The sequence below is a fragment of the Lamprocystis purpurea DSM 4197 genome, assembly GCF_000379525.1.
Classification (GTDB): Bacteria; Pseudomonadota; Gammaproteobacteria; order Chromatiales; family Chromatiaceae; genus Thiodictyon; species Thiodictyon purpureum.
In genome coordinates this window covers 77,816-101,171 of record NZ_KB902430.1, presented here as the reverse complement: position 1 = coordinate 101,171, position 23,356 = coordinate 77,816, and the positions used below count along the sequence as shown (strand labels likewise).

The 23,356-nt window shown below is 66.2% G+C and carries 21 protein-coding genes, 1 tRNA gene and 1 pseudogene; 13 read left to right on the top strand and 10 right to left on the bottom strand.

Annotated elements, in window-relative coordinates:
• Window positions 1-412 precede the first annotated feature (412 nt).
• Both A39O_RS0107755 and A39O_RS36365 read left to right on the top strand, forming a co-directional pair.
• Window positions 413-489: transfer RNA gene (locus A39O_RS0107755), tRNA-Arg, on the top strand.
• Window positions 490-509: 20 nt separating this feature from the next.
• On the top strand, window positions 510-1,076 hold the full coding sequence (locus A39O_RS36365; protein ID WP_245561820.1) for a protein kinase domain-containing protein: 567 nt from the start codon (window positions 510-512) through the stop codon (window positions 1,074-1,076).
• Here A39O_RS36365 and A39O_RS32530 read toward each other — a convergent pair.
• Window positions 1,073-1,477, bottom strand: coding sequence for a type II toxin-antitoxin system VapC family toxin (locus A39O_RS32530; RefSeq protein ID WP_157639801.1), 405 nt, complete (start codon window positions 1,475-1,477; stop codon window positions 1,073-1,075). The two genes, A39O_RS36365 and A39O_RS32530, sit on opposite strands and share 4 nt — an antisense overlap.
• Window positions 1,455-1,757, bottom strand: coding sequence for a type II toxin-antitoxin system Phd/YefM family antitoxin (locus A39O_RS40550; protein ID WP_083924575.1), 303 nt, complete (start codon window positions 1,755-1,757; stop codon window positions 1,455-1,457). The genes A39O_RS32530 and A39O_RS40550 overlap by 23 nt, the downstream gene beginning before the upstream one ends.
• Before the next feature lie 181 nt (window positions 1,758-1,938).
• Between A39O_RS40550 and A39O_RS42620 the strand changes: the two genes are divergently transcribed.
• Window positions 1,939-2,064 (top strand): hypothetical protein, encoded by a 126-nt coding sequence (locus A39O_RS42620; protein WP_020504116.1) that lies wholly within the window; start codon window positions 1,939-1,941, stop codon window positions 2,062-2,064.
• A gap of 168 nt (window positions 2,065-2,232) precedes the next feature.
• On the opposite strand, the gene A39O_RS0107730 is transcribed toward A39O_RS42620, so the two are convergent.
• On the bottom strand, window positions 2,233-2,994 hold the full coding sequence (locus A39O_RS0107730; protein WP_020504115.1) for an SIR2 family NAD-dependent protein deacylase: 762 nt from the start codon (window positions 2,992-2,994) through the stop codon (window positions 2,233-2,235).
• A gap of 205 nt (window positions 2,995-3,199) precedes the next feature.
• Between A39O_RS0107730 and A39O_RS0107725 the strand changes: the two genes are divergently transcribed.
• Window positions 3,200-3,784, top strand: coding sequence for a putative molybdenum carrier protein (locus A39O_RS0107725; protein WP_020504114.1), 585 nt, complete (start codon window positions 3,200-3,202; stop codon window positions 3,782-3,784).
• Between the two features lie 33 nt (window positions 3,785-3,817).
• On the opposite strand, the gene A39O_RS43105 is transcribed toward A39O_RS0107725, so the two are convergent.
• Window positions 3,818-4,099 (bottom strand): DUF4351 domain-containing protein, encoded by a 282-nt coding sequence (locus A39O_RS43105; RefSeq protein WP_020504113.1) that lies wholly within the window; start codon window positions 4,097-4,099, stop codon window positions 3,818-3,820.
• Window positions 4,100-4,263: 164 nt separating this feature from the next.
• Between A39O_RS43105 and A39O_RS0107715 the strand changes: the two genes are divergently transcribed.
• Complete coding sequence (locus A39O_RS0107715) at window positions 4,264-4,491, top strand: DUF433 domain-containing protein (RefSeq protein ID WP_020504112.1); 228 nt, start codon at window positions 4,264-4,266, stop codon at window positions 4,489-4,491.
• Window positions 4,492-4,725: 234 nt separating this feature from the next.
• On the opposite strand, the gene A39O_RS36355 is transcribed toward A39O_RS0107715, so the two are convergent.
• Entirely contained in the window at window positions 4,726-5,193 is a 468-nt protein-coding gene (locus A39O_RS36355; RefSeq protein ID WP_020504111.1) for a DUF4400 domain-containing protein, read from the bottom strand.
• Between the two features lie 71 nt (window positions 5,194-5,264).
• Here A39O_RS36355 and A39O_RS0107705 point away from each other — a divergent pair, with 71 nt between their 5' ends.
• Window positions 5,265-5,420, top strand: coding sequence for an AbrB/MazE/SpoVT family DNA-binding domain-containing protein (locus A39O_RS0107705; protein ID WP_245561818.1), 156 nt, complete (start codon window positions 5,265-5,267; stop codon window positions 5,418-5,420).
• 599 nt (window positions 5,421-6,019) lie between these two features.
• Here the strand turns inward: A39O_RS0107705 and A39O_RS0107700 are convergent.
• A complete protein-coding gene (locus tag A39O_RS0107700) occupies window positions 6,020-10,354 on the bottom strand; it encodes an SUMF1/EgtB/PvdO family nonheme iron enzyme (protein ID WP_157639799.1) in 4,335 nt (1,444 codons plus the stop codon).
• Between the two features lie 621 nt (window positions 10,355-10,975).
• Here A39O_RS0107700 and A39O_RS32515 point away from each other — a divergent pair.
• Window positions 10,976-11,233, top strand: coding sequence for a helix-turn-helix domain-containing protein (locus A39O_RS32515; RefSeq protein WP_020504107.1), 258 nt, complete (start codon window positions 10,976-10,978; stop codon window positions 11,231-11,233).
• Between the two features lie 136 nt (window positions 11,234-11,369).
• On the opposite strand, the gene A39O_RS0107685 is transcribed toward A39O_RS32515, so the two are convergent.
• Complete coding sequence (locus A39O_RS0107685) at window positions 11,370-13,145, bottom strand: ribonuclease catalytic domain-containing protein (RefSeq protein ID WP_020504106.1); 1,776 nt, start codon at window positions 13,143-13,145, stop codon at window positions 11,370-11,372.
• 548 nt (window positions 13,146-13,693) lie between these two features.
• Here A39O_RS0107685 and A39O_RS0107680 point away from each other — a divergent pair.
• From A39O_RS0107680 to metH, 5 genes are all read left to right on the top strand, one after another.
• Window positions 13,694-14,584 carry an alpha/beta hydrolase family protein gene (locus A39O_RS0107680; RefSeq protein WP_020504105.1) on the top strand — a complete coding sequence of 297 codons (891 nt, stop codon included), beginning with the start codon at window positions 13,694-13,696 and terminating at the stop codon, window positions 14,582-14,584.
• A gap of 6 nt (window positions 14,585-14,590) precedes the next feature.
• Window positions 14,591-15,697, top strand: a complete 1,107-nt coding sequence (gene mnmA, locus A39O_RS0107675) for a tRNA 2-thiouridine(34) synthase MnmA (protein WP_026199234.1) — start codon at window positions 14,591-14,593, stop codon at window positions 15,695-15,697.
• A gap of 77 nt (window positions 15,698-15,774) precedes the next feature.
• Complete coding sequence (gene hflD, locus A39O_RS0107670) at window positions 15,775-16,440, top strand: high frequency lysogenization protein HflD (RefSeq protein ID WP_020504103.1); 666 nt, start codon at window positions 15,775-15,777, stop codon at window positions 16,438-16,440.
• A gap of 121 nt (window positions 16,441-16,561) precedes the next feature.
• Window positions 16,562-16,726, top strand: a complete 165-nt coding sequence (locus tag A39O_RS40545; RefSeq protein WP_157639795.1) for a PIN domain-containing protein — start codon at window positions 16,562-16,564, stop codon at window positions 16,724-16,726.
• A complete protein-coding gene (metH, locus tag A39O_RS32510) occupies window positions 16,723-19,371 on the top strand; it encodes a methionine synthase (RefSeq protein WP_020504101.1) in 2,649 nt (882 codons plus the stop codon). The genes A39O_RS40545 and metH overlap by 4 nt, the downstream gene beginning before the upstream one ends.
• A gap of 79 nt (window positions 19,372-19,450) precedes the next feature.
• Here the strand turns inward: metH and A39O_RS0107655 are convergent, their stop codons facing one another.
• The 3 genes and pseudogenes from A39O_RS0107655 to A39O_RS43490 form a co-directional block, all read right to left on the bottom strand.
• On the bottom strand, window positions 19,451-20,995 hold the full coding sequence (locus tag A39O_RS0107655; RefSeq protein ID WP_020504100.1) for an ATP-binding protein: 1,545 nt from the start codon (window positions 20,993-20,995) through the stop codon (window positions 19,451-19,453).
• A gap of 406 nt (window positions 20,996-21,401) precedes the next feature.
• Entirely contained in the window at window positions 21,402-22,691 is a 1,290-nt protein-coding gene (locus A39O_RS42140; RefSeq protein WP_020504099.1) for an RCC1 domain-containing protein, read from the bottom strand.
• Window position 22,692: 1 nt separating this feature from the next.
• Window positions 22,693-22,740 (bottom strand): annotated as a pseudogene (locus tag A39O_RS43490) (hypothetical protein); the annotation flags it as partial.
• A 264-nt stretch (window positions 22,741-23,004) separates the two neighbouring features.
• Here A39O_RS43490 and A39O_RS42135 point away from each other — a divergent pair.
• Entirely contained in the window at window positions 23,005-23,298 is a 294-nt protein-coding gene (locus A39O_RS42135; RefSeq protein WP_020504098.1) for a hypothetical protein, read from the top strand.
• Window positions 23,299-23,356 lie beyond the last annotated feature (58 nt).

Genomic DNA, 23,356 nt, shown 5'->3' with positions numbered 1-23,356 from the left:
CGCTGGGACACGTCAAAGCCGGTCGCCTCGAACAAATGCGTTCGCTGGTTCAGCCCATCCCCGCGACCGGATAGCCCCTCACCGACTGCCACGTCCGGCCAGGCCGCTCGCGCGTCGCCTGCGGGCGCGGCTGTCCGCGGGACAGGGTTGTTGAGAATAATTCTCAAATGGGCGCCCCGGCGACCCGATTTCGCCGATGCTCGCCAGGAAATGCCTGTGCGTCAGCCCACCTGGCGCCGACCCCGGGTTCCGGCGCGTCCGCGAAAAACGCCGCAGCGCAAATGTCTCAATCAACGCGGGTATGGACGCATCAGCAACACCGATGTAAACTTACCCGTCCGGTGGATCCATCAAAAATGGCATCCAGGTGACCCGTCAAGCCGCCAGGCCTTGGGTCCTTCCCGGTTCCCACGCGCCCGTAGCTCAGATGGATAGAGTACAGCCCTCCGAAGGCTGGGGTCACAGGTTCGAATCCTGTCGGGCGCGCCATTTTTCGATGCCATTTTCCAATGAGTTCCTGCGCGAGGCGCGCACCCTGGCCCAGATCGACCACCCCAACATCGTGCGGGTGCGCCAGTTCTTCGACGCCAACGGTACCGCCTATTTGGTCATGGCCTATATACCGGGGGCTGTCGCTCGCCGAGCACCTGGAGCATCAGGGCGGGCGCCTGCCGGAGGACCAGACCAAGCAACTGATGCTGCCGATCTTGGACGGCCTGCGGGCGGTTCATGCCAAGCACTTTCTGCACCGTGACATCAAGCCCCAGAACATCTACCTAGCACGCATCGACTCGGGCGGGACGCGGCCCGTCCTCCTGGACTTCGGTGCCGCCCGGCAGGCGTTGGGCGAGCCCAGCCGCTCTTTGTCCGTGGTGGTCAGCGCCGGTTACGCCCCCTTCGAGCAATATTACCGCAAGGACAACCAAAGCCCCCGCGTCTCCTGCGAGCCCCGAAACCTTCGGGATGGGATTGCAGAGCCCGTCTCGCTCAGAGCGACACGCAACGCCGGAGTCCCACCAGTGGGCCACCAAACTGAAGCTTCGAGACCAGGAAAGGACTGGTGGCAGCACGTTTAAGCGTCACTAAACGGGTTCAGCAGCCCGATACCGCAGTGCTCGAAGTCCCGCGTGTTGCGTGTCACCAGGGTCAGTTGATGCGCCTGAGCCGTCGCGGCGATGAGCATGTCCGCCTGATGCCGCACGACACCGCGGGCGGCGAGCTGGCCCCGCAGTTCGCCCGCGCGGCGCGCGATCACCGGCGAGATCGGCAGTGCCTCATGGCGCTGGAAATAACCGTCCATCCAGGCGAGCACGCGGGCGTTGGGACGCCACGCCAGTCCGAAGAAGACCTCGTCCACGCTGATGACCGAGACGGCATACCGGATGACGGTCCCGGCCCAGGCCAGAACGCCCGGATCGGGCTCGCGCCGGGACAGTTCGCTGATGACGTTGGTGTCAACGAGGTAGGTCACGCCCATCCGCCTCCAGCGTCTCGACCAGGGCGTTCGGTCGGGTGGACCTTGGTGAGGCGACCAGCGTACAGTTCTCCTCGGACAGGATTTGGCGCAGCTCGGCGAACTCGTCGGCGAGGGTAGGCCCGCCGCCCTTTTGCGACCATTGCTGGAAGGCGCGGTACTCCTCGACGTCGATGACCGCGGCGACAAGACGCTTGCGGTTGTAGATCAATTGCGGCCCCGCGGCCGCCTGTTTGACGAGATCGGAGAAACGTTGCTTCGCTTGCGCGATATTCCAGGGCACGATGGCCTCCTTATGTCTATTTGTTGCGTCCATTGTAGACAGGTTCGATCCGAGGAACCAAGAGCAACGATGACTCCCGATCAGCATCCCCATAAGCCCAGGTGCCACTGGCCCATCCCCCCTGGCCGCCGCCTGTCTGCTGCTCCCATAGATCGCGGCGGCAAACGCGCTCGCCGATGACATGGACGCCTCGACCGTGCGCGTGATCTGCTTCTCGAAGGAGGGCAACGTCGGAGCGTGCTCCGGTTTCGTGGTCGGCCGCGGCGACTACGTGGTGACGAACAACCATGTGTTGACGGCTGTCTAAGTCTGCGTCTAAACGGTGCACATCCGACGGCCAAGTAGGCCGTATGGTCGGCGCCACAGTAGGGTTCAGAACGGAACGTCGTTGCCGCGGGTCGACCGGTTGATGCGACTCCGGCGGCCAGCCCTGGTAAAGACTTCGGCTCTCACGGACATCTCCGGGGCGCCAGGCTCAGCCTGGCCAGGCGGCCGCCAGCAGGGCGGGCAAGACCTCGGCGCAGGTCCCGCGCAGGGTGTGGCGGGCCATCCCGTCCAGCGGCGTGGGGCTCGGATTGACCTGGACCAGGGCCGCCCCAGCATCGCGGGCGATCCCCGGCAGGGCAGCGGCCGGGTAGACCAGGGACGCGGTCCCGACCGTCAGGCACAGGTCGCAGGCGCGGGCCGCCGCCTCGGCCGCGTCCAGGACCGCGGGCACCAGCGACTCGCCGAACCAGACGACCCCGGGGCGGATGGCGCCCCCGCACTGCGGGCAGCGCGGCGGGGCCAGACGGCGTCCACCCTCGGGCTCGTCGGGAACACCCGGCGCAAGGTCGAACGGTCGGGCGCAGCGAACGCATCGCGGGGCGTGCAGACTCCCGTGCAGGTGCAGAACCGCCGGGCTGCCCGCCCGTTCGTGCAGGTCATCGACGTTCTGGGTGACGAGGGTCAAGCGCGGCACCCGCGCCGCCAGGGCGGCGATGGCCCGGTGTCCGGGATTGGGCGCGGCTTGGAGCGCCTTCATCCGCCGCCACGCGTACCAGCCCCAAACCAGGTCCGGATCGCGCGCAAAGGCATCGGGGGTGGCCAGCGATGCGGCGTCGAACCGCGACCACAGGCCGGTCAACGCGTCACGGAAGGTGGGGATGCCGCTTTCGGCAGAGGCCCCGGCGCCGGTGAGGACCAACAGATGCCTGGTCCTGCGGAGCGTCTCGATGAGGGCGGGGACGATGCGCATAGCGATGCGGCTCCTGATCGGACCGGGGATCGGATCGCGGGTCGGGCACCGGGTGCCCTGGCCAGGTCTCGTCGATTGCCCGACGCAGGGAGCATGTATCGAGCCAGTCTACCGCAGTCGGCTAATGGTTGGGATATTGGATTCAGGCAGCAGCAGTTCCACATCTTACTCGTCATCACTTGGCGCACTTCTTCCGGAGGCAAGCATGAGCGGATTCGTAGATAAACTCAAACTCAAGGAGCGGGCCGAAGAGGGTCAGTATTTCGCGCGTCAGGACCAAGCCCTGCTCGCCGCTCTGCGCCATCGAGAGGCCTCCCAGGACGCCACCCGACGGGTGTTTTCGGGCGGCCAGACCGGGGTCGAACGGGCCGCGCTGGAAGCCGCGCTGGCCCTTGGCCTGCCGATCGGCGGGTGGTGCCCCGCCGGGCGCCTCGCGGAGGACGGACCCATCCCGACCGGTGATGCCCTCACGCCGACCCCGAGCACCGACCATGCAACGCGCACCGAGTGGAACGTGCGCGACAGCGACGCCACCTTGATCCTGCACCGGGGCGACCTTGCGGGCGGCACCCGGCTCACCATTCAACTCTCCCGGCGCTGGGGCCGCCCACTCCTGCTGCGCAACCTCGACCACCCGGTCGTGGTCGCCGAGCTGGTGGCCTGGCTGCGGATGAATAGCGTGCGGGTGCTCAACTGCGCCGGCCCCCGTGAGTCTGAGCGTCCGGGTATCCAGGCGCAGGCGCAGTCCGTGCTGAGCGCGGTCTTTGGTGCCTGGCAAAATGCGGCGTAGACCCGAACGAAAAGGCACCGAATCGAATCGTGGTCAACTCTGGGGCTGGAAAACGTCATCGAGAGCCTGTGCGTCCAGCACCCGGTCGGTCCAGTATTCGAGGTCCACGTTGTTGGCCTGCTCCAACCGTTGATCCACCCACGCGGGCAACGCGCCGAAACGGCGGCTCAACAGTCGGTGCAACACCTTGGCCTCGCCTTCCTGTCGCCCTTCCTGCCTGCCTTCCTGGCGACCCTGCCGAAGTCCCTGCTGGAGACCCTGCTGCTTCCACTCCTCGATCCAGGTCTTGACCCGTTCGGCTCGCGTGGCCTGCATCTCTTGTCATCGACTGCCGCGAGCTTGACCTCGAGGAAGGCTGTGTAGAGCACCTATTTCCTCGATCCTCAGCACTCGCCCTGACCTATACTGCGGCCCAGTTACCAACGACCGCTCAACCCCGGGCCGCCGCAGCTTGCGACCCGGTTTACCAAGGTCCTGTCATGCCAGATCTGAGCCGTATCACCCTCGACCCGGACATTTGCCACGGCAAGCCGTGCGTCCGTCACATGCGCTGGCCGGTGGAAGTCGTCCTCGATCTCGTATCCGCGGGTATGGGGACGGACGAGATCCTCGCCGATCACCCGGAGTTGGAGCGCGAGGATATCCTTGACTGTCTGCACTATGCGCGGTTGGTGGTTTCCGGCGAGCCGCTACGGCGAGTCGCCTGATAACGCTTTGCTTGCCTTGTTCGACGAGCATTGGGAAGCGCTGGCCCAGGCACTTGCAGTAAGCCCTCGCTATGTCGAGCTGGGAAGCGAGAGCGTTGTCGTTTACGAATAGCATCCCCGATGCCTGTTGTCCTGCACAACTGGCTGAGACCTGCCCAAGCGGACGCCAAGTCTCAGGCCCCTCAATGTGCTGACTTCCGCCGTCCCGTCGCTCGTCTACCCCCCAGACCCCGCCTACAACCGCTTCTGTGTATTCGCCAAAGCCAACCCCAGGAGCAATGCGATGGCCGCCCCGACTATGGGCACACCCAGCGCCGGCAACGGCACCGGCGCCACGAGCAGCAGCAGCGCCCCGGTGACCAGCCACAGCACGACCCGCAACGCCAGATGATGGGTCAGCGGACTGGCATAGGCGAAGGAGAACTGCCGGATGGGCCGCCGCAGCCAGCCATCGCCCCATGCAGCAAGCCCCAGGAGACCGAGCAACGGCCACCACGAGAGCAACACCGCGAGCCGCTGACACGCCTGGCCGAGGGACCACCAGACGACGGTCAGCCGCCCGGCGAGCCATGCCCAACAGGGACTGTCGGCGAGCTTCGCGAGCCCCGCCCCACCGGTATCGGGACCCGGTAGCAGAATCTGGTCGCTCGCCGCGTGTAGAACTCCATCACGAACAGGATCAAGCCCGAGGCGAGGGTCCACAGCCAGACGCCTTTGCCGTCAAAATGGGTAACGCGCTCGGGATGCATCTGCCTGACGCGGTGTTGACACACATGCAGCTCGTGGACGGCGACCGTGTGATCCTGACTGAATCGCCCGAGGGTGGTTATCGACTCACCCCCTATGATCCGGACTTCCAGAAGCAGATGTCAGTGGCCGAAGCAGGCATGCGCCGCTATCGCAACACACTCAAGACGCTGGCTGAATGACGGAGCCGATCTGGATCAGGAACTTGGCGATGATAGCCTGCGGACGCGATAACCAGACGTAGAGGCGGGTTTCAAACCCGCCCCTACACGAAGGTCTGTCTGGCTATCAGGTGCGAACGCTAGAGCTGCTTCTGCAGCTTGATCCTGGACTCGGTGCTTGCTCCAGCGCCACGCGGATCGGCGCCCGGGCCTTGGTCATAACTCCGGCCATTGCGCGATCTGTACGGTCGTCGGTCCGCTTAGCGGACCCTACGGGTTACGGTGTTATCGTAGGGTCCGCTATGCGGACCGTCCGCTGTGCGGACCGTCCGCCGCTCTGGCATCCGCGTGATGCGATCGGTATAGCGCCCGACCTTGTCCGCGGATGCACCAATCCGTAGACGGCACCCAACGGGCGGATGCGCTGTACTCGAAAGGCGGAAGCCGAGGGTGCTGTTGCGATTGGACGGCGCGTTCCTGTTGCAGTACGCCGAACGGCAGTGAAGACCCGGACCAGCATCAGATGACCGCCGCGTCGCCGGGCGCCGGGACGCAGTGCTGCATCGGAGCGGTGCCGGGCATCCCGGCGCGGACGAGGGTAAGAGGGGAAAAGTACCAAGCTATACGGTCCTCGAAAGGCGGAAACCGAGGTCGCCGCGGCGGTAGGACGGCTCGCCCCTGCCGCGGTACACCGAGCGGCAGCCGCCGGCGGTGCTGCCCCAGGAGCCGCCGCGAATCACCCGGACGGAGCCCGACTCAGGGCCACTGGGGTTCACACTGGCAGACTGCTGCATGACACTGGCGCCTGCTGGGTTTCCACTGGCATCGATCCCAAGCGCATTGGCAGCGTGTCGCTGGCCGCTCGCGCGCTGCTGGCCGCCACTCGCCGCCTGCTCGGCGCTGCTCGCGGTTGCTAGCAGTGCGTCAGCGAGTTGCTGGTAGTAGCCCGGCGCATACCAGTCCGCACACCACTCCCACACGTTGCCGTGCGTATCGTGCAGCCCCCAGGCGTTGGCCCGTTTCTCACCGACCGGATGGAGCCGGCCGCCCGCATTCTCACTGAACCAAGCATAGTCGCCCAGCCCGGCCGCGTCGTCACCGCAACACCAGCGGGTCGCACCTCCGGCACGGCAGGCATATTCCCACTGCGCCTCACTGGGCAGTGCGTAACGCTCGCCGGTCTGATCGCTCAGCCACGCGCAGTAGGCACCGGCATCCTCCCAGCCGATGCCGACCACGGGCAGGTCCAGCGCCTCGCGGCCGATGCCGCGCTTCGCGTAATAGTCGTTGTTGCCGGTCTCCAAGTGGTACTGACCGCCCTTTTCCAACCATTCCGGCCAGTGGCTGTCGGTTGCCTCGCAAAAGCGCAGGTAGTCGCGCCAGGTGACCGGGGTGCGCCCCATGGCGAAGGCGGGGACGCTGACCGGATGGACCGGCTGTTCGTCGCTGCCGCCTTGTTCGTCGCCCATTAGGAAGGTCCCGCCGGGGAGATAGACCATCTCCGGGGCCGCGAGCGCCTGCTGCGCAGCGCCGTCCTGGCCCGCGCCATCCAGCGGATCGCGGAAGACCTCATAGGGCGCGAAACGGGGATGGGTGGCCGGTACTGTCGACGCAGGCGCCTTGGGCGGTGGCACGCCGACAAGGGTAAAAGGGTAAGAGTGTAAAGGGCCAGTCCTCGAAAGGCGGAAACCGAGGTTGCTGTAGCGGAGGGACGGCCCGTACCTGTAGCGGTACGCCGAACGGCAGTCGTCGGCGCCGGAGCCCCAGGAGCCGCCGCGAACCACCCGGCAGGAGCCCGTCTCGGGGCCACTGGGATCAGTTGCCAGTGGCTGCTCGCCGCTGCTCGCGGCCACTGCAGCGCCACTCGCAGCCACTGCAAGGCCACTCGCCGTAGTGCGAGTAGACTGCGAGTCGCCGTAGGGTCCGCTGTGCGGACCATGCGCCGCGCTCGCTTCGGGGGCGCCGGTCCGCACAGCGGACCCTACGAACGACTGGTAGTAGTCGCCCGAGTACCAGTCCCGACACCACTCCGACACATTGCCGTGCAGCTCGTGCAGCCCCCAGGCATTGGCTTGCTTTAGTCCGACCGGACGGGTCCCGTCACCCGCATTGCGGCTGTACCAGGCGTAGTCCCCCAGTTGATTCGCATCGTCGCCGAAGCAGTAGCGCGTCACACTGCCCGTCCCGCAGGCGTGCTCCCACTGCGCCTCGCTCAGCAGACCATAGGTCTGACCGGTCTCCTTGCCGAGCCAATCGCAATAGGCTTGGGCATCCTTCCAACTGATGCAGACCACGGGGTGGCGGTCGTCCTGCGCACAATAGGGGTTGCGCCAGCTCGCGTTCTTCTTCTTGCCCCATTCCTCTTTGGTCCGCACAGAGGCACCGTCCCCCTGCTCCGCCTCGGTGCGGTAGCCGGTCGCAACGCAGAACCGGCGAAACTCTCCGACCGCGACCGGATACTTGCCGACCGCATAGTGGCTCAAGGTCACGTCATGGACCGGCCGCTCGTCGTCGGAACGGGCACCTGCGAGGCTGCCCATGCGGAAGGTGCCGCCGGGCAGCCAGATCATCTCCGGGGCCTCACCCGAGCCATCCGTGAAAGGGTCGCGGAAGTGAACGGGCTCCCGCAAGTTCGCATGGGCCGGCGACCTTTGGGGAAGGTCCGCATCCGGCGGCGCAGCAGACGCACTGTCGGACGTCACCGCAACCAGCCGCGGCTCGCGCGCCTGGCGCGCTTGACCCAGCGCCGTGCAGAAGGATTCAACGTCGGGATAACGCTCACCGATCTCCCAGGCGATGGCACGGCACAGGACCGGCTTGACCGCGGCGCGGACCGCCAACCGGTCGATGAAGCGCGCGGCGTTGAACAGGGTCTCCTGCAGGGGCGGGTCCGCGCCGAACAGGGCAAAGATGGCGGTCATCCCCAAGCCGTAGACATCGGCCCGGGCATCGGCATCCTGTGGCCGAGACAGCAATTCAGGGGCCGCGTAGCCGAAGGTCCCGAGCGCGCCGGTGCGGGTGCCCCCGGTCGTATCGCCGGCCCGCACCAGATCGAAGTCGGTGAGCTTGGGCGACCCCGCGGCGTCGAGCACAATGTTGGCCGGCTTGATGTCCCGATGGATGATCCCGCGGGCGTGGGCAAAGGCCAGGGCGGCGCCCACGCTCAGGATCAGGTCCAGCGCCGCCTCGGCCGCCACGCTGCGGCGCAGCACGGCCTGGCGCAGATCCCCGCCGGGGAGACACTCCATGACGAAGAAGTAGTGTCCCTCATCCACCAGGTCGGAGTCGAAGACCTGGACGATGCCCTGGTGGTGCAGCTCCGCCATCTTGCGGGCACCACGGAAAAAGCGTTCCACCCGGCTCTTGTCGTCGCCGTACTGGCCATGCAGGACCTTCAGGGCGACCAGGCGGCGCGCATGCGTATCGAACGCCTTGAAGATCGTCGCGAATCCGCCGTGACCAAGCTTTGCGACGAGCTTGTAACGACCGAGCAGATCATCGCCAACGCGCAACCGCCCGCCTTCGCGGATGCGCCGCTTGAGATCCAGTATCCGCGCCTGGACCGCGCCGGCATCCGCCCCGGCACAGACGAGTCGCACTTCCTCGTCGCGGGCGGCGTCCAGGGCATCCGAGAGGGATTGGGTCTGCAGGTCCGGACACTGGCTGACGGGGCGCACGGCGGTGGCGTCGGGGCTGATCGCAGCGGTGTTTGCGCTTGAAGCCACCGGCACCTTGGTTGGCACGATCGGCGGATCCACCGGGCCTACCGGCGGGTCTGGGGGAGCGCGCGGATGGCCTTGATCATCGTTCCGGCCAGCAGCCCTGGGCGGCCAATCTCGTGATGTTCCGCCGGGACGGTCGCCGGTGATGCCCCAGATCAGCCGATCCAGTGGGGTCAGGTCGCCCGAGTCTGCCCGCGGGCGCAGATCGACCCAGATGCGTTCGGAACGATGATCGAGGCCCGCGTCCGCCGCGGGCTGGGTGCAGTCGAGGTCCGGATCGCACGCGGCGATGGCGTCCCGGATGCGGCGCAGGCGCTGTCGTCTCAGATCGTCCGTGATCGCGGGCTCCAGGCGCGCCAGCACGTCGTAGAGCAAGCGATGGCGGTTCACCAGGCGACCCTTGCGGATCAGCCAGAAGAGAAAGGCAAAGGGGTCGCCGCCGGGCGGAAAGTCGAGTTCGAGGCCGGGGGGTGCGCACCGCTCGCAATGGACCTTGAGGGCGTCGAGGGTCAGGCCCGCGGGGAGCGCCGAAAAGAGGTCGGCGAGCACCTGGACGGCATGGCCGTCGAGCGGCTGGCCCGGCAGGTCTTGCCAGACGGGCCTGGGGGCGTCGTCCGGCCAGATGGCGTTCAGGTGCTCGATGGAGATGGCGTAGCCGGCCTTCCCGTCGCCGTGCTTGTAGCGGGCCACGGCAAAGACGGCGTGCTGAGCCTGACAGATCACCGGCGCGCCGCTGAAGCCGTGGTCGATCAGGGGCGCTTGCGGGTCGAACAGTTGGGGGTCCGCATCGGCGAAACCCACGACCTCCAGCGCCCAGGCGTGCTGGATGGTTCCGGGCTTGCCTGAGAAACGCTTCTTGCGTCCGATCGTCGTCCGCAGCACGTCACACTGGCGATCCTCGCCCTGCGCCACGGCATGCCATCCGGGGATATCCGCCGCCTTGCCGTTCAGGGTGGTCAGATCCCAAGGCCGGGCATCCAGGCGGCCCTTGACCTTGAGGACGGCCAGATCAATGTCGGGGCGCTCCTTGCCGACAACCTGGGCCGGTCTGCCGTCGACCCTGAGCCCGTCCGGCGCGCCGTCCTCGATCACATGGGCACAGGTGACGACCCAGGTGGCGTCGTCCGCGACCTGGACGACGAAGCCTGTCCCGACGGTCTCTTTACTGCCGGACGGCCGGCCGGCAGTGACCTGAACGATCGAGTCCCAGTCGGCCTCGGCCCAGTGTGTCACCAAACGCCCTCCTTGCCGCGCCGCGGGATTCAGCCGACGCTGGGGTCCGGCTTCGGCTCCGGCTTTGGCTCAGGCTTCGGCGCCCCTTGATCAGCCGCGGTCCGTCGGCCACCTGCTCCACCTGCGCCGCGGTCGCCTCGACCTCGATCAAGGTGCCGTCTTCCAACTCGATCAGTCTGAACGCCATGGCAACGACTCCGCGGATTTGCGCTGGTGGATCCACGATTGAGGATAACACGCGCGGAAAGGTGGTTGACAGTGGACGGGACACCGGCCGCCCCAGGCAGTGCAGGACCAGAACGGCGGTTGGCGACTCCGCCGCGATGCGAGACTTTGCGCAGCAGTTCCAATTTTGGGTGGCTGCCCGCCGACAGCGTGCCGGCAGCGAGGCTGATGGTGGATGCGCTGCGCTTATCCACCCTACAACACCGACCCGCTGTAGGGTGGATAAGGCGCGCCGCTCGGTGTCAGGGACCCGGCACGCCGGTCGTGCGCGCCGCATCCACCAGGGGGGCTGCGCGATACTGCCCAAATTTGGAATTGCTGGACTTTGCGTCGAGCGGTCAAGCCTCCCGATTTGGGAGTTAAAATGTGCGGCAACAACCGAGTGGTGTTCAATGAATGACGATTCAGCCGATACGCAATGACGCGGACTTGCGCGCCGCGTTCGAACGGCTGGAGTCCATTTTCCAAGCAACTCCAGGGACGCCCGAGGCAGATGAGATGGAGGTGCTCGTGACGTTGGTCGAGGCTTACGAGAACCGACATTACCCCATCGGCCCTGCCGACCCGGTGGAGGCCATCAAATTCCGCATGGGTCAACAAGGTCTGGCGGCGAAAGACCTGGAGCCTTTCAGTAGTCAGGGCTTCCAGCCCTGACGGTGTCAGGCCAGGATGGCCTAACTACGCACCCGGCGAGCCCAAGTGGCCGGAATCTTGATCGAGGCCATCAGGGGCGGCGGTCACATGGCGGTTCTTGACCTCTGTCCCGACGGCCGCGCTCCCCCGTTCGATGTCAATCGGCCAGCAGACCGAAGACCCAGCGGTCCCGCGGCGCATCGAAACTCCGGACGTCGAGTCGCCCCCGGTCACCCAGCCGCGCCAGCACGCGGCCATCGGCGCTGGCCCGCAAGGCAATGCCGTCCGGGTCGATCGCCACCGGCTCGCCCACCGCCTCCGCCACATCGGCGGTATAGACCTTGACCTCCAGCGGCGGGTCGTCGAGCAAACAGTAGAGCCGATTGCCTTGCAGACCCATCACGGTCCCGCGTCGGCGTGGCCGCTCGGCCGCGGGGAGATCCAGGTCCGCCCGGAAGAGCGCATCGATGACGGCCCGGTTGAGATCCTTCACCAGCCGTGACTGGAGTTCCCGGGCACGGTTGGCGCCGTCGATGACCCGTTGGCGCAGCGCACGATCCTTGCTCGCACCGCTGAGCGCGGCTCCGGTCTGCTTCTCGATGGTTTCGTGGTGCAGGAAGATGCCCACGATCTCCCGCATGGGGGCGGTGAAGCGGCCGTAGACTTCGGCCCCCACCCCCGCATGGGGCGCCGGCTCGGCCGAGTAGGTGGCGCGCAGGTTGGTGATCACCGCCTGCCGGTTCACCACCTGGGCCAGCCGCCCCGCCTCCCCGTCGACCGGCAGCCCGCGCAGATAGTCGGCCAGGCTCTGACCCGCTTGCCGCTGCCAGGTCCAGACCGCCGGGGCGAGCTGCCGCAGCGCGACCAGTCCGGCAAGACGCCGCTCCAACGCGGCCAGCGCCGCGGGCGGCGGGGCCGGGTGGACCCGGTAGATCGGCTCGATGGCATCGTCGGCGTTGTCACCCTCCAGGAGGAAGCACGCGCCCTGCGTGTTGCAGAGCACCGAGACCTCTTCATTCCAGCGCTCCACGGGGTTCACCACCGGCCGCACCGGGACCAGTCCTCGGCCGCCCTCGATCAGGGTCAGATCGACCTCATCGCGCCGATAGCGCACCACCCCCTCCCGGTCGCGCCGCCGCGCCAGGGTCTCGCCCAGGTCGCGAAAGGCGGCCAAGCTCGCGAGTAATGCAGGCGCGTCCGGGCCGGCGCCGGCATCACCGGCAAGCATCCGCGCCACCTGCCCGAACGCCAGCTTGGCGCGGCTGCGGATCCGCGCCCGCACCCAGTCGCGCCGACTGACCTGGCCGTCGGCGTCGAGTTCCAGAACCATGACCAACGCCCGCCGTGCAACCTCAGGGGCGAGCGAGACGATGTCTTCGGACAGCACCCTGGGGAGCATGGGGATCGTGAGCCCCGGCAGATAGAAGCTCGATGCCCGCCGCAGGGCCTCCGCGAACAGGGCGCTGCCCAGGGGCGCGAACCAGGCCGCGTCCGCCAAGGCGTAATGGAGCCGAAAGCCCGTCGCCAAGGCTTCGACGTGGAGCGCCTGATCCAGGTCGCGGGTCGTGGGACCATCAATGGTGCAGAACGGCAGTTCCGTCAGGTCCGCGAGCAGGGGGTCGTCGATTCCTGGGCGTGCGCGCAGCGCATCCGCGTCCGCCATGACCCGAGGCGGAAACACGGGATTCAGCCCGTGGCACACGGCCAGCGCATAAACCGCGGCCAAGGCGCTGCCGGAGGTGGCGAGACGCTCGCGCACCCGCGCGCCACGGGGGTCCGTCTCGGCGAGCACATAGTCGCCCTCACCGACCGCCTCGCCCGCGGCCAGCGGCGACCGGCGCGCGGGGGTGGGGTCGAAGCAACGTTCCAAGAGCGGTCGGCCCTCGACGTGGATGCCGAAGCCCAGAAACAATTCGCGGTCAGACTGGTTCATGGCAACCTCGGCGTGGCCCTCGGGGCGCTTGGTACAGGTAACTCATCGGGGGACTGCCGGAGCGGAATCCGCCGGCCGGTATAAGGCGATCCGGATCAACGAATCGCACGATACCGATAGCCGACAGGCTCAGGATCAGGCGCCCAAGTTGGGCCCAACCTCCCCGATATCGGCGAGCCTGAGCCGTCGCCAGTCGCACCGGCCCGCGGATGTTAGCGGCTTCCGAGAAGCGCTACAGAATGGCAGAGTCACGGACGGCGGTGCAACCGTTGGCGCCCGGAATGCGGCCGGGAAACGCGGGACCGTCAAGTCGTGGAGGTCGAGGCTTTAGCCGGTCCGGCGCGCAGGCACCGCTGATTTTCTTTGAGATCTCGGGAATCGCCACCGGCTAGAGCCTCGATCTCCAGTTGCGGACAGGCCGTCGCCGGCCGGAACGATGATCAAGGCCGCTTGCGGATGGCTGGTTTTCCTCTCCGTCCTTCCTGTACTCTGACCGTGCCTCTTCCCGGCTGACCTCAACCATGTCCTTGTCTGATTAGGAGTCTGCTATGCGTGTGCCCCTCGATGCTCGATCACTGCTCCTCTGCGTCTGCTTGGTCATCCCCATGATCGGCAGCGCGAAACCACCGGGCCATTGGACTGGCGAGGTGAGAGCACAGACCATCATCCTCTCAAGTGGTGATGTTGCCGACGTCTACGCCCCCGTCATTCCGCGCAAGTTCAACCAACGGTTCCAGGACGCGTTTCCCCTGGTGGTGGTCCTGCAAGGCGCGCTGGTGGATAAATCGAATTACTCCCGGTTTGGACGGCGGCTCGCGGCAAATGGCTACGTGGTGATCATCCCGAACCACGAACAATTCATACCGGGTTTCGGTGACGCACTGTTTACCGAGGTCAGCGTGTTGACCGAAGCACTGGATCAAATGATTGTCGAGGATGGCGATCCCTCCTCGAACCTGTTCGGAATCGTCGATACCAACCGCTTGGGCGTGGTCGGTCATTCCTTTGGAGGGTCGGTCGCCATCAATGCCGCCGCCGGCGTCTGTGAACCTCCTTTTCTGTGCAAGGATGTCGACGGCGACGATCAGGTCAATGAGATCAGCTTTTTCGATCCCGGCCCACTCAAGGCCGTCGTGGTTTACGGTAGCAACCGCACCGATGTGGACCGGGATACATCGGGGGTCGCCGTCGCATTGCTGCAGGGAACGGTGGACGGTGTCGCCGCCCCGATCAAGGCCGATCAGACCCTGCCGTTGCTGGAGCAGCCCCACGCCTTGATCGCCATCGCCGGAGCGAACCATTACGGGATCTGCAATGAAAACGATCCCGCGGCCGACCCGAATACCCCTACTTTGGATCAGCAGGCGGGGCTCGATCAGATCGTCTCATGGACGGATCAGTGGTTGCGGGCGAACCTGGGCGGCCTGTCGCAGGACTGATAAGGTATGGGTGATCGTATGAACCCCGGCGATCACGTGATGATCGGTCTGTCGGGCGGGGTGGACTCGGCGGTGGCGGCGCACCGGCTGATTGCGCAGGGATACCGGGTCGAGGCCCTGTTCATGAAGAACTGGGAGGAAGACGACGCACCCGGTTACTGCGCCGCCGCCCAAGATCTGGCCGATGCCGCCGCGGTGGCCGACCGGCTGGGGATCCGGCTGCATACGGTGAACTTCGCCACCGAGTATTGGGACCAGGTGTTCGCGTATTTCCTGGAGGAATACCGGGCGCTGCGCACCCCCAATCCGGACGTGCTGTGCAACCGCGAGATCAAGTTTCGCGCCTTCCTGGATCACGCCCTGGGGCTCGGCGCCGACTGGATCGCCACCGGTCACTATGCCCGGATCACCCGCGACACGGAGGGCTGCCAACTGCGGCTATGCGCCGATCCGAACAAAGATCAGACCTACTTTCTTTACCTCCTGGACCAGACTCAACTCGCCCGCAGCCTGTTTCCGCTGGCCGATCTCACCAAGCCGGAGGTCCGGGCCATCGCCCGCGAGCTCGGGCTGGCCAATGCCGGAAAGCGCGACAGCACCGGCATTTGTTTCATCGGCGAACGGCGATTTCGCGACTTCCTCGCCCGCTATCTGCCGCGCGCGCCCGGTCCGATCGAGACCCCGGACGGACACCGCCTGGGTGAACACCAGGGCTTGTCCTATTACACCATCGGCCAACGCCAGGGACTCGGCGTCGGCGGGGTGGCGGGCGGCGGCGCGGCACCCTGGTTCGTCGCGGCCAAGGATCCGGCCCACAACCGCTTGATCCTGGTCCAGGGCGGCGACCACCCACTGCTCCAGTCCCAATCCCTGACCGCCGACCGGCTGCACTGGATCAGCGGGTCGCCACCCGGCCCGCTGCCGTTCCCCTGTCACGCCCGGCTGCGCCATCGCCAGCCGTTGCAGGCCTGCACGCTGACCCAGATCACGGAGCAACGCTGCGAGGTCCGGTTTGCGGAACCCCAGCGGGCGGTGACACCCGGCCAGGCATTGGTCTTCTACCGGGGGGATTGCTGTCTTGGCGGAGCCACGGTGGACCGGGCACAGCCGTAATCGCCTCAAGGCAAAACGGGGCGGTCGCTGGTATCCTGTCACCTTGCAAGCAATCGCCCCAAGGAGCCGAATCCCCCATGGCCCATGACGATCAGGATCGCATCACCGCCCTCGCCGGCATGTTTCAGGCGGTCGCCAGCGTGGTACGCATCGCCCGCACCGGGAGCGCCGACGTCAGCGCCATGGAGCCCTGCATCCATAGTCTGTTCCAAGTCGATGCGGATGACGTGACCGCCGTCTACGGCCCACCGGGGGCCGTGGCGAATGGGGCGCGTCAGGTCGTCGCGCACCTCACCGGCCGACCCGAGCGCGACCTGGAACTCACCCGTTGTATCGTCTCGGTCCTCAAGCTCGAACGCAGCCTGTCCGCCCGCCCCGACCTGCTCGCGCGCATCGGCCAGGGCATCAAGGCGGCCGCCGAGAAGCGCGAACACTTCCCCTTGCTGCACCCCAATCTGCTCGCCCACTTCGCCGACCTCTACAGCGAGGTGCTCAGCCGCCTGTCGCCGCGCATCCTGGTGCGCGGCGTCGCGCTGCACTTACAGAACCCGGACAACCAACACCGCATCCGCGCCCTGCTCCTGGCCGCCGTCCGCTCGGCCCTGCTGTGGCGCCAGATCGGTGGTAACCGGTGGCAGATTCTGTTCGGACGCAAGCGACTGCTCGCCGAGGCCCGCCATTATCTGGATCAGGCGGGCAGCCTCCGGCCGGCCGATCCCGCACCGCGGGATGACGCGAATTGAGCGCCCATGCCTTGCGGTAGAGCGCTGATCAACGCTCGCTTGATCCAACCCGCGGCCGCGATGCTCCGTGACGGACCGCAGCGGACGCCGCTTGCCTCCCAGGATCAACCGAGACGCACGGGTGAGTACCACGCGGCCCCGTGATACACTGATCCCGTTGGAGAATACGCGCGACCTCGCGACCACCCGACGCGCCAAGGCCCACATCCTTTACATCGAAGACCTGCAGAGCGGCCGCGACAGCGACGGCATCAAGGTCGAACACCCCTTCCGCAAACAGCCATGACCACTCCAAGCCGATCCACCGCCAACTTCATCAACGTCGGTGAACGCACCAACGTCACCGGCTCCGCCGTCTTCAAGAAGATGATCCTGAACGGCGACTTCGATGCCGCCCTGGACGTGGCGCGCAACCAGGTGGAGAACGGCGCCCAGATCATCGACATCAATATGGACGAGGCGATGCTGGACTCCAAGGCGGCCATGGTCCGCTTTCTGAACCTGATCGCGGCGGAGCCGGACATCGCCCGCGTGCCGATCATGATCGACTCCTCCAAATGGGAGGTGATCGAGGCCGGGCTCAAGTGTGTCCAGGGCAAGGCCATCGTCAATTCCATCAGCATGAAAGAGGGCGAGGACGTCTTCCGCGAACACGCCCGCAAGTGCCGACGCTATGGCGCGGCGGTCGTCGTGATGGCCTTCGACGAACAGGGTCAGGCCGACACCGAAGAGCGCAAGTTCGCGATCTGTCAGCGCGCCTACCGCATCCTGGTCGACGAGATCGGCTTCCCGCCCGAGGACATCTGCTTCGACCCCAACATTTTCGCGGTCGCCACCGGCATCGAGGAACACAACAACTACGCGGTGGACTTCATCGAGGCCACCCGCCGGATCAAGGCCCACCTGCCCCATGCCAAGGTCTCGGGCGGGGTCTCCAACGTGTCCTTTTCGTTCCGCGGCAACAATCCGGTCCGCGAGGCGATCCACTCGGTCTTTCTCTACCATGCCATCCGCGCCGGCATGGACATGGGCATCGTCAACGCCGGCCAACTGGCGGTCTATGACGACCTGCCCGCCGAGCTGCGCGACGCGGTGGAGGACGTGATCCTCAACCGACGCCCCGACGCCACCGAGCGTCTGACCGACCTGGCCCCCAAGTACAAAGGCGACGGTTCCGGGATCGAGAACAAACAGGATCTGACCTGGCGTGAACAGCCGGTCGAAAAGCGCATTGCGCATGCCCTCATCAAGGGCATCACCGACTTCATCGAGGCCGATACCGAGGAGGCCCGCCAACAGTTGGGCAAACCGATCAACGTCATCGAAGGCCCGCTCATGGCGGCCATGAACGTGGTCGGCGATCTGTTCGGCGAGGGCAAGATGTTCCTGCCGCAGGTCGTGAAATCGGCGCGCGTCATGAAGAAAGCCGTCGCCTATCTCGAACCCTATCTGGAGCAGGAGAAGTGCGAGGGCGACACCCAGGGCCGCATTCTGCTCGCCACGGTCAAGGGCGATGTGCACGACATCGGCAAGAACATCGTCGGCGTGGTGCTCCAGTGCAACAACTATGACGTCATCGACATGGGCGTCATGGTCCCGGCCGACCGCATTCTCGCCAAGGCGCGCGAGGTCAATGCCGACCTCATCGGGCTCTCGGGGCTCATCACCCCCTCGCTCGATGAGATGGTCCATGTTGCGAAGGAGATGCAGCGCCAGGGCTTCACCGTGCCGCTGCTGATCGGCGGCGCCACCACGTCCAAGCTCCACACCGCGGTCAAGATCGAGCCCCAGTACGCGCACCCGGTGGTGCACGTGAAAGATGCCTCGCGCGCCGTCGGCGTGGCCGGCAGCCTGCTCTCCAAGGATCTGAAGCCCAACTACGTGGCAGCCATCCGCGCCGAGTACGAGGAGATCCGCATCCGCCGCGCCGCCCGCGACGAGGCGCGCGACCTGATCCCGCTGGCGCAGGCCCAGGCCAACCGGGTGCCGATCGACTGGGAGCATTACCAGCCGCCCACTCCGGCCGAGCCGGGTATTCAGGTGCTGCGCGACATCCCGCTGGATGAGATCGCCGCCTATATCGACTGGACCTTCTTCTTCCACGCCTGGCAGCTCAAGGGGCGCTTCCCGCAGATTCTGGACGACCCCGAGAAGGGCGAAGAAGCGCGCAAGCTGCACGCCGATGCGCTGGCCATGCTGCACCAGATCGTGACCGAACAATGGCTGTCCGCGCAAGCCGTGATCGGGCTCTTTCCCGCCAACGCGGTCGGCGACGATGTCGTGATCTATACGGATGAGACCCGAAGTGATGAGCGTCTGCGCTTCCACTTTCTGCGCAAACAGGGCAAGCAGCCCCCGGGCCGGCCCAACGAGTGTCTGGCGGACTTCATCGCCCCGGCGGAGATCGGGATTCCGGACTATCTGGGCGGTTTCGCCTGCACCGCGGGCGCGGGAATCGATGCCCATGTCAAACGCTTCGAAGCCGATCACGACGACTATTCGGCCCTGCTGCTGAAAGCGCTCGCCGACCGCCTCGCCGAGGCCTTAGCCGAACTGCTCCATCACCGGATCCGCACCCGTCACTGGCGGTATGCGCAGGACGAGGGTCTCGACACCGCGGCGCTGATCGACGAGCAATATCAGGGCATCCGCCCGGCCATCGGCTACCCGGCCTGTCCGGATCACACCGAGAAGGACTTGCTGTGGGAACTGCTGGACGCGGAACGCAATACCGGTATCTGGCTCACCGAGTCCAAGGCCATGGTCCCCACCGCGGCGGTCTCCGGGCTTTATTTCTCTCACCCCGACAGCCGCTATTTTGCCGTCGGCAAGATCAATAAAGACCAGGTGATCGACTATGCCGAGCGCAAGGGCCTGCCGCTCGCCGAGATAGAGCGCTGGCTGGGACCCAATCTGGCCTATGACATTTAAACCGCGCCCGGCGCGGTATGCGATGCTTTTGGATGGGATCGGCTTGGGCAGACTTGACGATTGCTGGAGCGGGCGCGGTTTAAAGGGTCTCGACCTCAAAGCCGACCACGCCGCGCTGCTCGCGGCTGAATTCGATGCCGATCAGATGGATCGGCTGGCCCGCCGCCCGGTATTTGTCCGCGTAGCCCCGATCCTTGAGCTGTTGCAAGGCCCGCCCAGCGGGTTCGAGTTCGACCACCTTGAACTCGAACAGCCAAATCCGGCCGTTGAATCTCAGCGTCAGATCGACCCGACCCTGGCGGCTGGCGTCCTCCGCCGTCAAGTCCAGGCCGAGCGCGGCCAGGTGGCTGTAGAAGACGCTGGCGTAGTAGCCCTCATAGCGGGCGATGGGATTGCCGGTATGCCAGTGATAGGGAATGGCGGCAAACAGGCTGTCGAGATGGGCGCGCAGGCCGTCGAAATCCGCTGCCAGCAGCAGATCGTAGAGCCGGCTCGTCAGCTCGCTGGCGCGTCCCGGATGGCCGATCAGTGCTTTGATCAGGCTATCGTTCAGCGCGCTCTCGACTTCCAGATTGGGATAACCCAGGGTGTATTCGAGTCGGGCACCGATGCGCCGCGCGCCGGTGAAGGTGAGATAGCCGGTCTGCCACAGCAGCGCCTCGGTGGCCAGATGATCCACGTCGAAGGCCGACAGCAGCGCTTCGTCGGCGCGCAGGCGCGCCAGACTGGGGCTGAAAAAGCCGCGCTGCATGAGCAGATCCACCAGAAAAGTCGGCGTGCCGGTTTCGAACCACCAGGTTCTGAATTCGCGTTCCTGAAACAGCAGCAGCAGATCAAAGGGATTGTAGACGGCCGCGCCGGTCCAGTTGTAACCGTTGTACCAGCGGCGGATTTCGTCCCGGTCCAACTCGGGAAGTTCGGGGGCGAAGACGGTCTCGACATCCTGCTCGGTATAACCGCAAAGGGCTGAATAATCGGCAGAGACCGTGATGTCACGCAGGTTATTCAGCCCCGAGAAAATGCTCACCTTGCTGAACTTACTCACCCCGGTGATGAATACAAAGCGAACATGGGCGTCGTTGTCCTTGATGACCGAATAGAGATCGCGCAGCCCATCGCGGGCGGCGCGCGCGGTGTCGGGATCGGTGAGATTGTCGAGGATCGGCTTGTCGTATTCGTCGACCAACACCACCGCCCGCTGGCCGGTCGCGGCATGGGCCAGCCGCAGCAGTTCCGCGAAGCAGGCACCACTGCCGGTTTCGGTGCAGCGCAGCCCCAGCGCGGCCTGATTGATGCGCAGTTGTTCCCCGATCTTGTCGTCCAGCTCCGCCCGGCTGTGCACGAGACCGCCGCCGAAGCTGATCCGGATGACCGGATAGCGGGTGGCCCAGTCCCAGTGCGGATGAATAGCGAGATCGCGAAACAGCGCCTCGTTGCCGGCGAAAAGTTCTCCCAAGGTATCGAGCAGCAGCGATTTGCCGAAACGGCGCGGGCGCGACAGAAAATAGTGCGTGCCCTCGTCGGTCAACTGCCGGATGAAGCCGGTTTTGTCCACGTAATAGTGATCATCCGCGCGGATCTTGGCGAAGGTCTGAATGCCGATCGGCAGTCTGCGGCGGTGCATGGCGGGCCTCGGAAGCAGGGACGCGAGTCGTCGGGGTGCAGGGTAACGGGTTCGCGGAAGCCTGTCATGATTCGGATTTATCCACAGATGTCACAGACGTTCACAGATGAAGAAAAACATCTGTGACATCTGTGGATCAGCGTTCCGAACCAGTCCGTGTCGATCGGGTTCGGGGTTAGCGTGAACGCCAGGCCGGTCTCCCTTGTGGGAGCGGCCTCCGGCCGCGACGGGGCCTCTCAAACTGCCGCTGGATCGCAGGTGACCGCGGCCTCGCATCGCGGCCGGAGGCCGCTCCCACGGCGGACGTTCATCGTCCGGGGGGCTTATGCACCTGTTTAGCGCGGCGTCACCCGAGGTTCCGAGACGGGACGTCGGGTGACTGCGCGCGTTACCTCCGGAGGGTGGTTCAGGGCACGACCGTGTAAGGCTTCATCCAGTGGTTGTTGCCGTCGTAGGCCTCCGCGCTGATGCAGGTGGCGTCGACGAAGGCGCGCAGTGACTTGGCGGCGGCCGTCCCGGCCGGGAGGCCGTCCAGCGTCAGGGTGCGGCTGGCCCCGGCGGCGAGGGTGCCGACGGGCAGCGCGGCGTCGCCCGCGGCGCCGCAGGCGGGGACGTCCGGCCGATCGACCCAGAGGGCGAGCACGCCGGCGTCGCCTGGTGCGGTGCCGCGGTTCTTCACCGTCACGGCGGCGCTGAAGGTCCCGCTGGCGGTGGGGCGCTTGGGCGTCAGGGCGATGGCGGTGACCGCGAAGTCGGCGATCGGCTGGGCGAAGACCCGGTAGCCTTTGCCGACCTGGTTGTTGGTCTCATTGAGTTCCGTGGTCTGACACTGGCTGTCGATGAAAGTCCGCAGCGTCTTGTAACCGGCGGTGCCGGCCGGCAGGGTGATCCGCACGGTCTGATTGGCGCCCGCGGGCAGGCTCGTCAGGCTGATGTCGACGTCCCCTGGGGCATCGCAGCTTTGGGTCTGGGGCTGGTTGGCCCAGACGCGCAGGGTGCCTGGGTTGCCGGCCTGGGTGCCCCGATTCTTCAAGGTGATCCAGGCATTGAAGGTGCCGCCGGCGAGCGGGGCGCTCGGGTTCAGGGTGACGTTGGTGACGGTGAAGTCGGCGTCGGGGGTGAGTGATCCCCCAAACCCGACCACCGGCACTGGACTCAGGTGAGTCGCGGTGGTGCCGTCGCCAAGCGGGCCGACGCCCCAGGCCCAGAGGCTGCCGTCGGTCTTGAGGGCCAGGGTGTGATCACCACCGGCTGACACGGCCGCGACGCCGGTCAGAACCTGGACGGGCCTCAAGCGATCGGTGGTGGTGCCGTCGCCGAGCCGGCCGCCACTGTTGTACCCCCAGGCCCAGAGGCTGCCGTCGGTCTTGAGAGCCAGGGTGTGATAATCGGCTGACACGGCCGCGACGCCGGTCAGAACCTGGACGGGCCTCAAGCGATCGGTGGTGGTGCCGTCGCCGAGCTCGCCGAAGTAGTTGTATCCCCAGGCCCAGAGGCTGCCGTCGGTCTTGAGGGCCAGGGTGTGGGCGTAGCCGCCTGCCATGGCCGCGACCCCGGTCAGGACCTGGACCGGCGTCGACCGATTGGTGGTGGTGCCGTCGCCGAGCTGGCCGTTGTAGTTGTCTCCCCAGGCCCAGAGACTGCCGTCGGTCTTGAGGGCCAGGGACGTTGTGACCCCAGGCCCAGAGGCTGCCATCGGGCTTGATGGCCAGGCTGTGATAACCGCCCGCAGCCAGCCGCTGCATCTCCGACGTACCGCCCGTGGTCACCGCCGCCGCCCATGGGGAGCCCAGTAGCGCATCCAGTCCGGCGGCATCGACCCGCAGGGCCAAGCTGGCTGAGTCGGCGCCGCCCTCGACCACCTCATATGACCCGACCGGCAAGGCGAACAGCAGGTCCTGGGCCGTCTGCTCCAGGTCCTCCGCCGCCGCGACCGACGCCACCGCGCGCAGATCCACCCGCACGGTCACCCAGCCCGCGGCGACCACCTGCGCGCGCAGGGCAGCGCCATGGGTCGCCGCCGCGTCGCCGGGAACCGCCAGCCCGGCCGCGGCCTGGCCCAGGGCCAGACTCAGGACCAATATCAAACACAAGGCAAAAAGTGCCGCGCGTTGGCCGCGCAGCCCCGGATGGCGTTGGAGCAGTTCAAAAAACATGTGGATTTCCTTTTCGTGGGAATGGCTGAGGCGGTGCGGATGGACGGTAGCATGGACCCGCATTCGTGTTCAATGGCCTCCGGTTTCGATAGCGCCTTGAAGAACCTTGGCGTCTTGGCGCCGTGGCGTGAGACATTCCGGATCTGAACCAGTCGGTGCGGCGGATACGCCCGTTTGAGCGCAATTCGCCACCCGTCCGATCAAC

What these genes read in the sequence shown, in the direction of transcription:
- A39O_RS36365 (WP_245561820.1), top strand. Translation starts at nt 510, where the DNA reads ATGAGTTCCTGCGCGAGGCGCGCACCCTGGCCCAGATCGACCACCCCA.
- A39O_RS32530 (WP_157639801.1), bottom strand. Translation starts at nt 1,477, where the DNA reads ATGGGCGTGACCTACCTCGTTGACACCAACGTCATCAGCGAACTGTCC.
- A39O_RS42620 (WP_020504116.1), top strand. Translation starts at nt 1,939, where the DNA reads ATGGACGCCTCGACCGTGCGCGTGATCTGCTTCTCGAAGGAGGGCAAC.
- A39O_RS0107730 (WP_020504115.1), bottom strand. Translation starts at nt 2,994, where the DNA reads ATGCGCATCGTCCCCGCCCTCATCGAGACGCTCCGCAGGACCAGGCAT.
- A39O_RS0107725 (WP_020504114.1), top strand. Translation starts at nt 3,200, where the DNA reads ATGAGCGGATTCGTAGATAAACTCAAACTCAAGGAGCGGGCCGAAGAG.
- A39O_RS43105 (WP_020504113.1), bottom strand. Translation starts at nt 4,099, where the DNA reads ATGCAGGCCACGCGAGCCGAACGGGTCAAGACCTGGATCGAGGAGTGG.
- A39O_RS0107715 (WP_020504112.1), top strand. Translation starts at nt 4,264, where the DNA reads ATGCCAGATCTGAGCCGTATCACCCTCGACCCGGACATTTGCCACGGC.
- A39O_RS0107705 (WP_245561818.1), top strand. Translation starts at nt 5,265, where the DNA reads ATGCAGCTCGTGGACGGCGACCGTGTGATCCTGACTGAATCGCCCGAG.
- A39O_RS32515 (WP_020504107.1), top strand. Translation starts at nt 10,976, where the DNA reads ATGACGATTCAGCCGATACGCAATGACGCGGACTTGCGCGCCGCGTTC.
- A39O_RS0107685 (WP_020504106.1), bottom strand. Translation starts at nt 13,145, where the DNA reads ATGAACCAGTCTGACCGCGAATTGTTTCTGGGCTTCGGCATCCACGTC.
- A39O_RS0107680 (WP_020504105.1), top strand. Translation starts at nt 13,694, where the DNA reads ATGCGTGTGCCCCTCGATGCTCGATCACTGCTCCTCTGCGTCTGCTTG.
- mnmA (WP_026199234.1), top strand. Translation starts at nt 14,591, where the DNA reads ATGGGTGATCGTATGAACCCCGGCGATCACGTGATGATCGGTCTGTCG.
- hflD (WP_020504103.1), top strand. Translation starts at nt 15,775, where the DNA reads ATGGCCCATGACGATCAGGATCGCATCACCGCCCTCGCCGGCATGTTT.
- metH (WP_020504101.1), top strand. Translation starts at nt 16,723, where the DNA reads ATGACCACTCCAAGCCGATCCACCGCCAACTTCATCAACGTCGGTGAA.
- A39O_RS0107655 (WP_020504100.1), bottom strand. Translation starts at nt 20,995, where the DNA reads ATGCACCGCCGCAGACTGCCGATCGGCATTCAGACCTTCGCCAAGATC.
- A39O_RS42140 (WP_020504099.1), bottom strand. Translation starts at nt 22,691, where the DNA reads ATGGCAGCCTCTGGGCCTGGGGTCACAACGTCCCTGGCCCTCAAGACC.
- A39O_RS42135 (WP_020504098.1), top strand. Translation starts at nt 23,005, where the DNA reads ATGGGTCGCCGCCGCGTCGCCGGGAACCGCCAGCCCGGCCGCGGCCTG.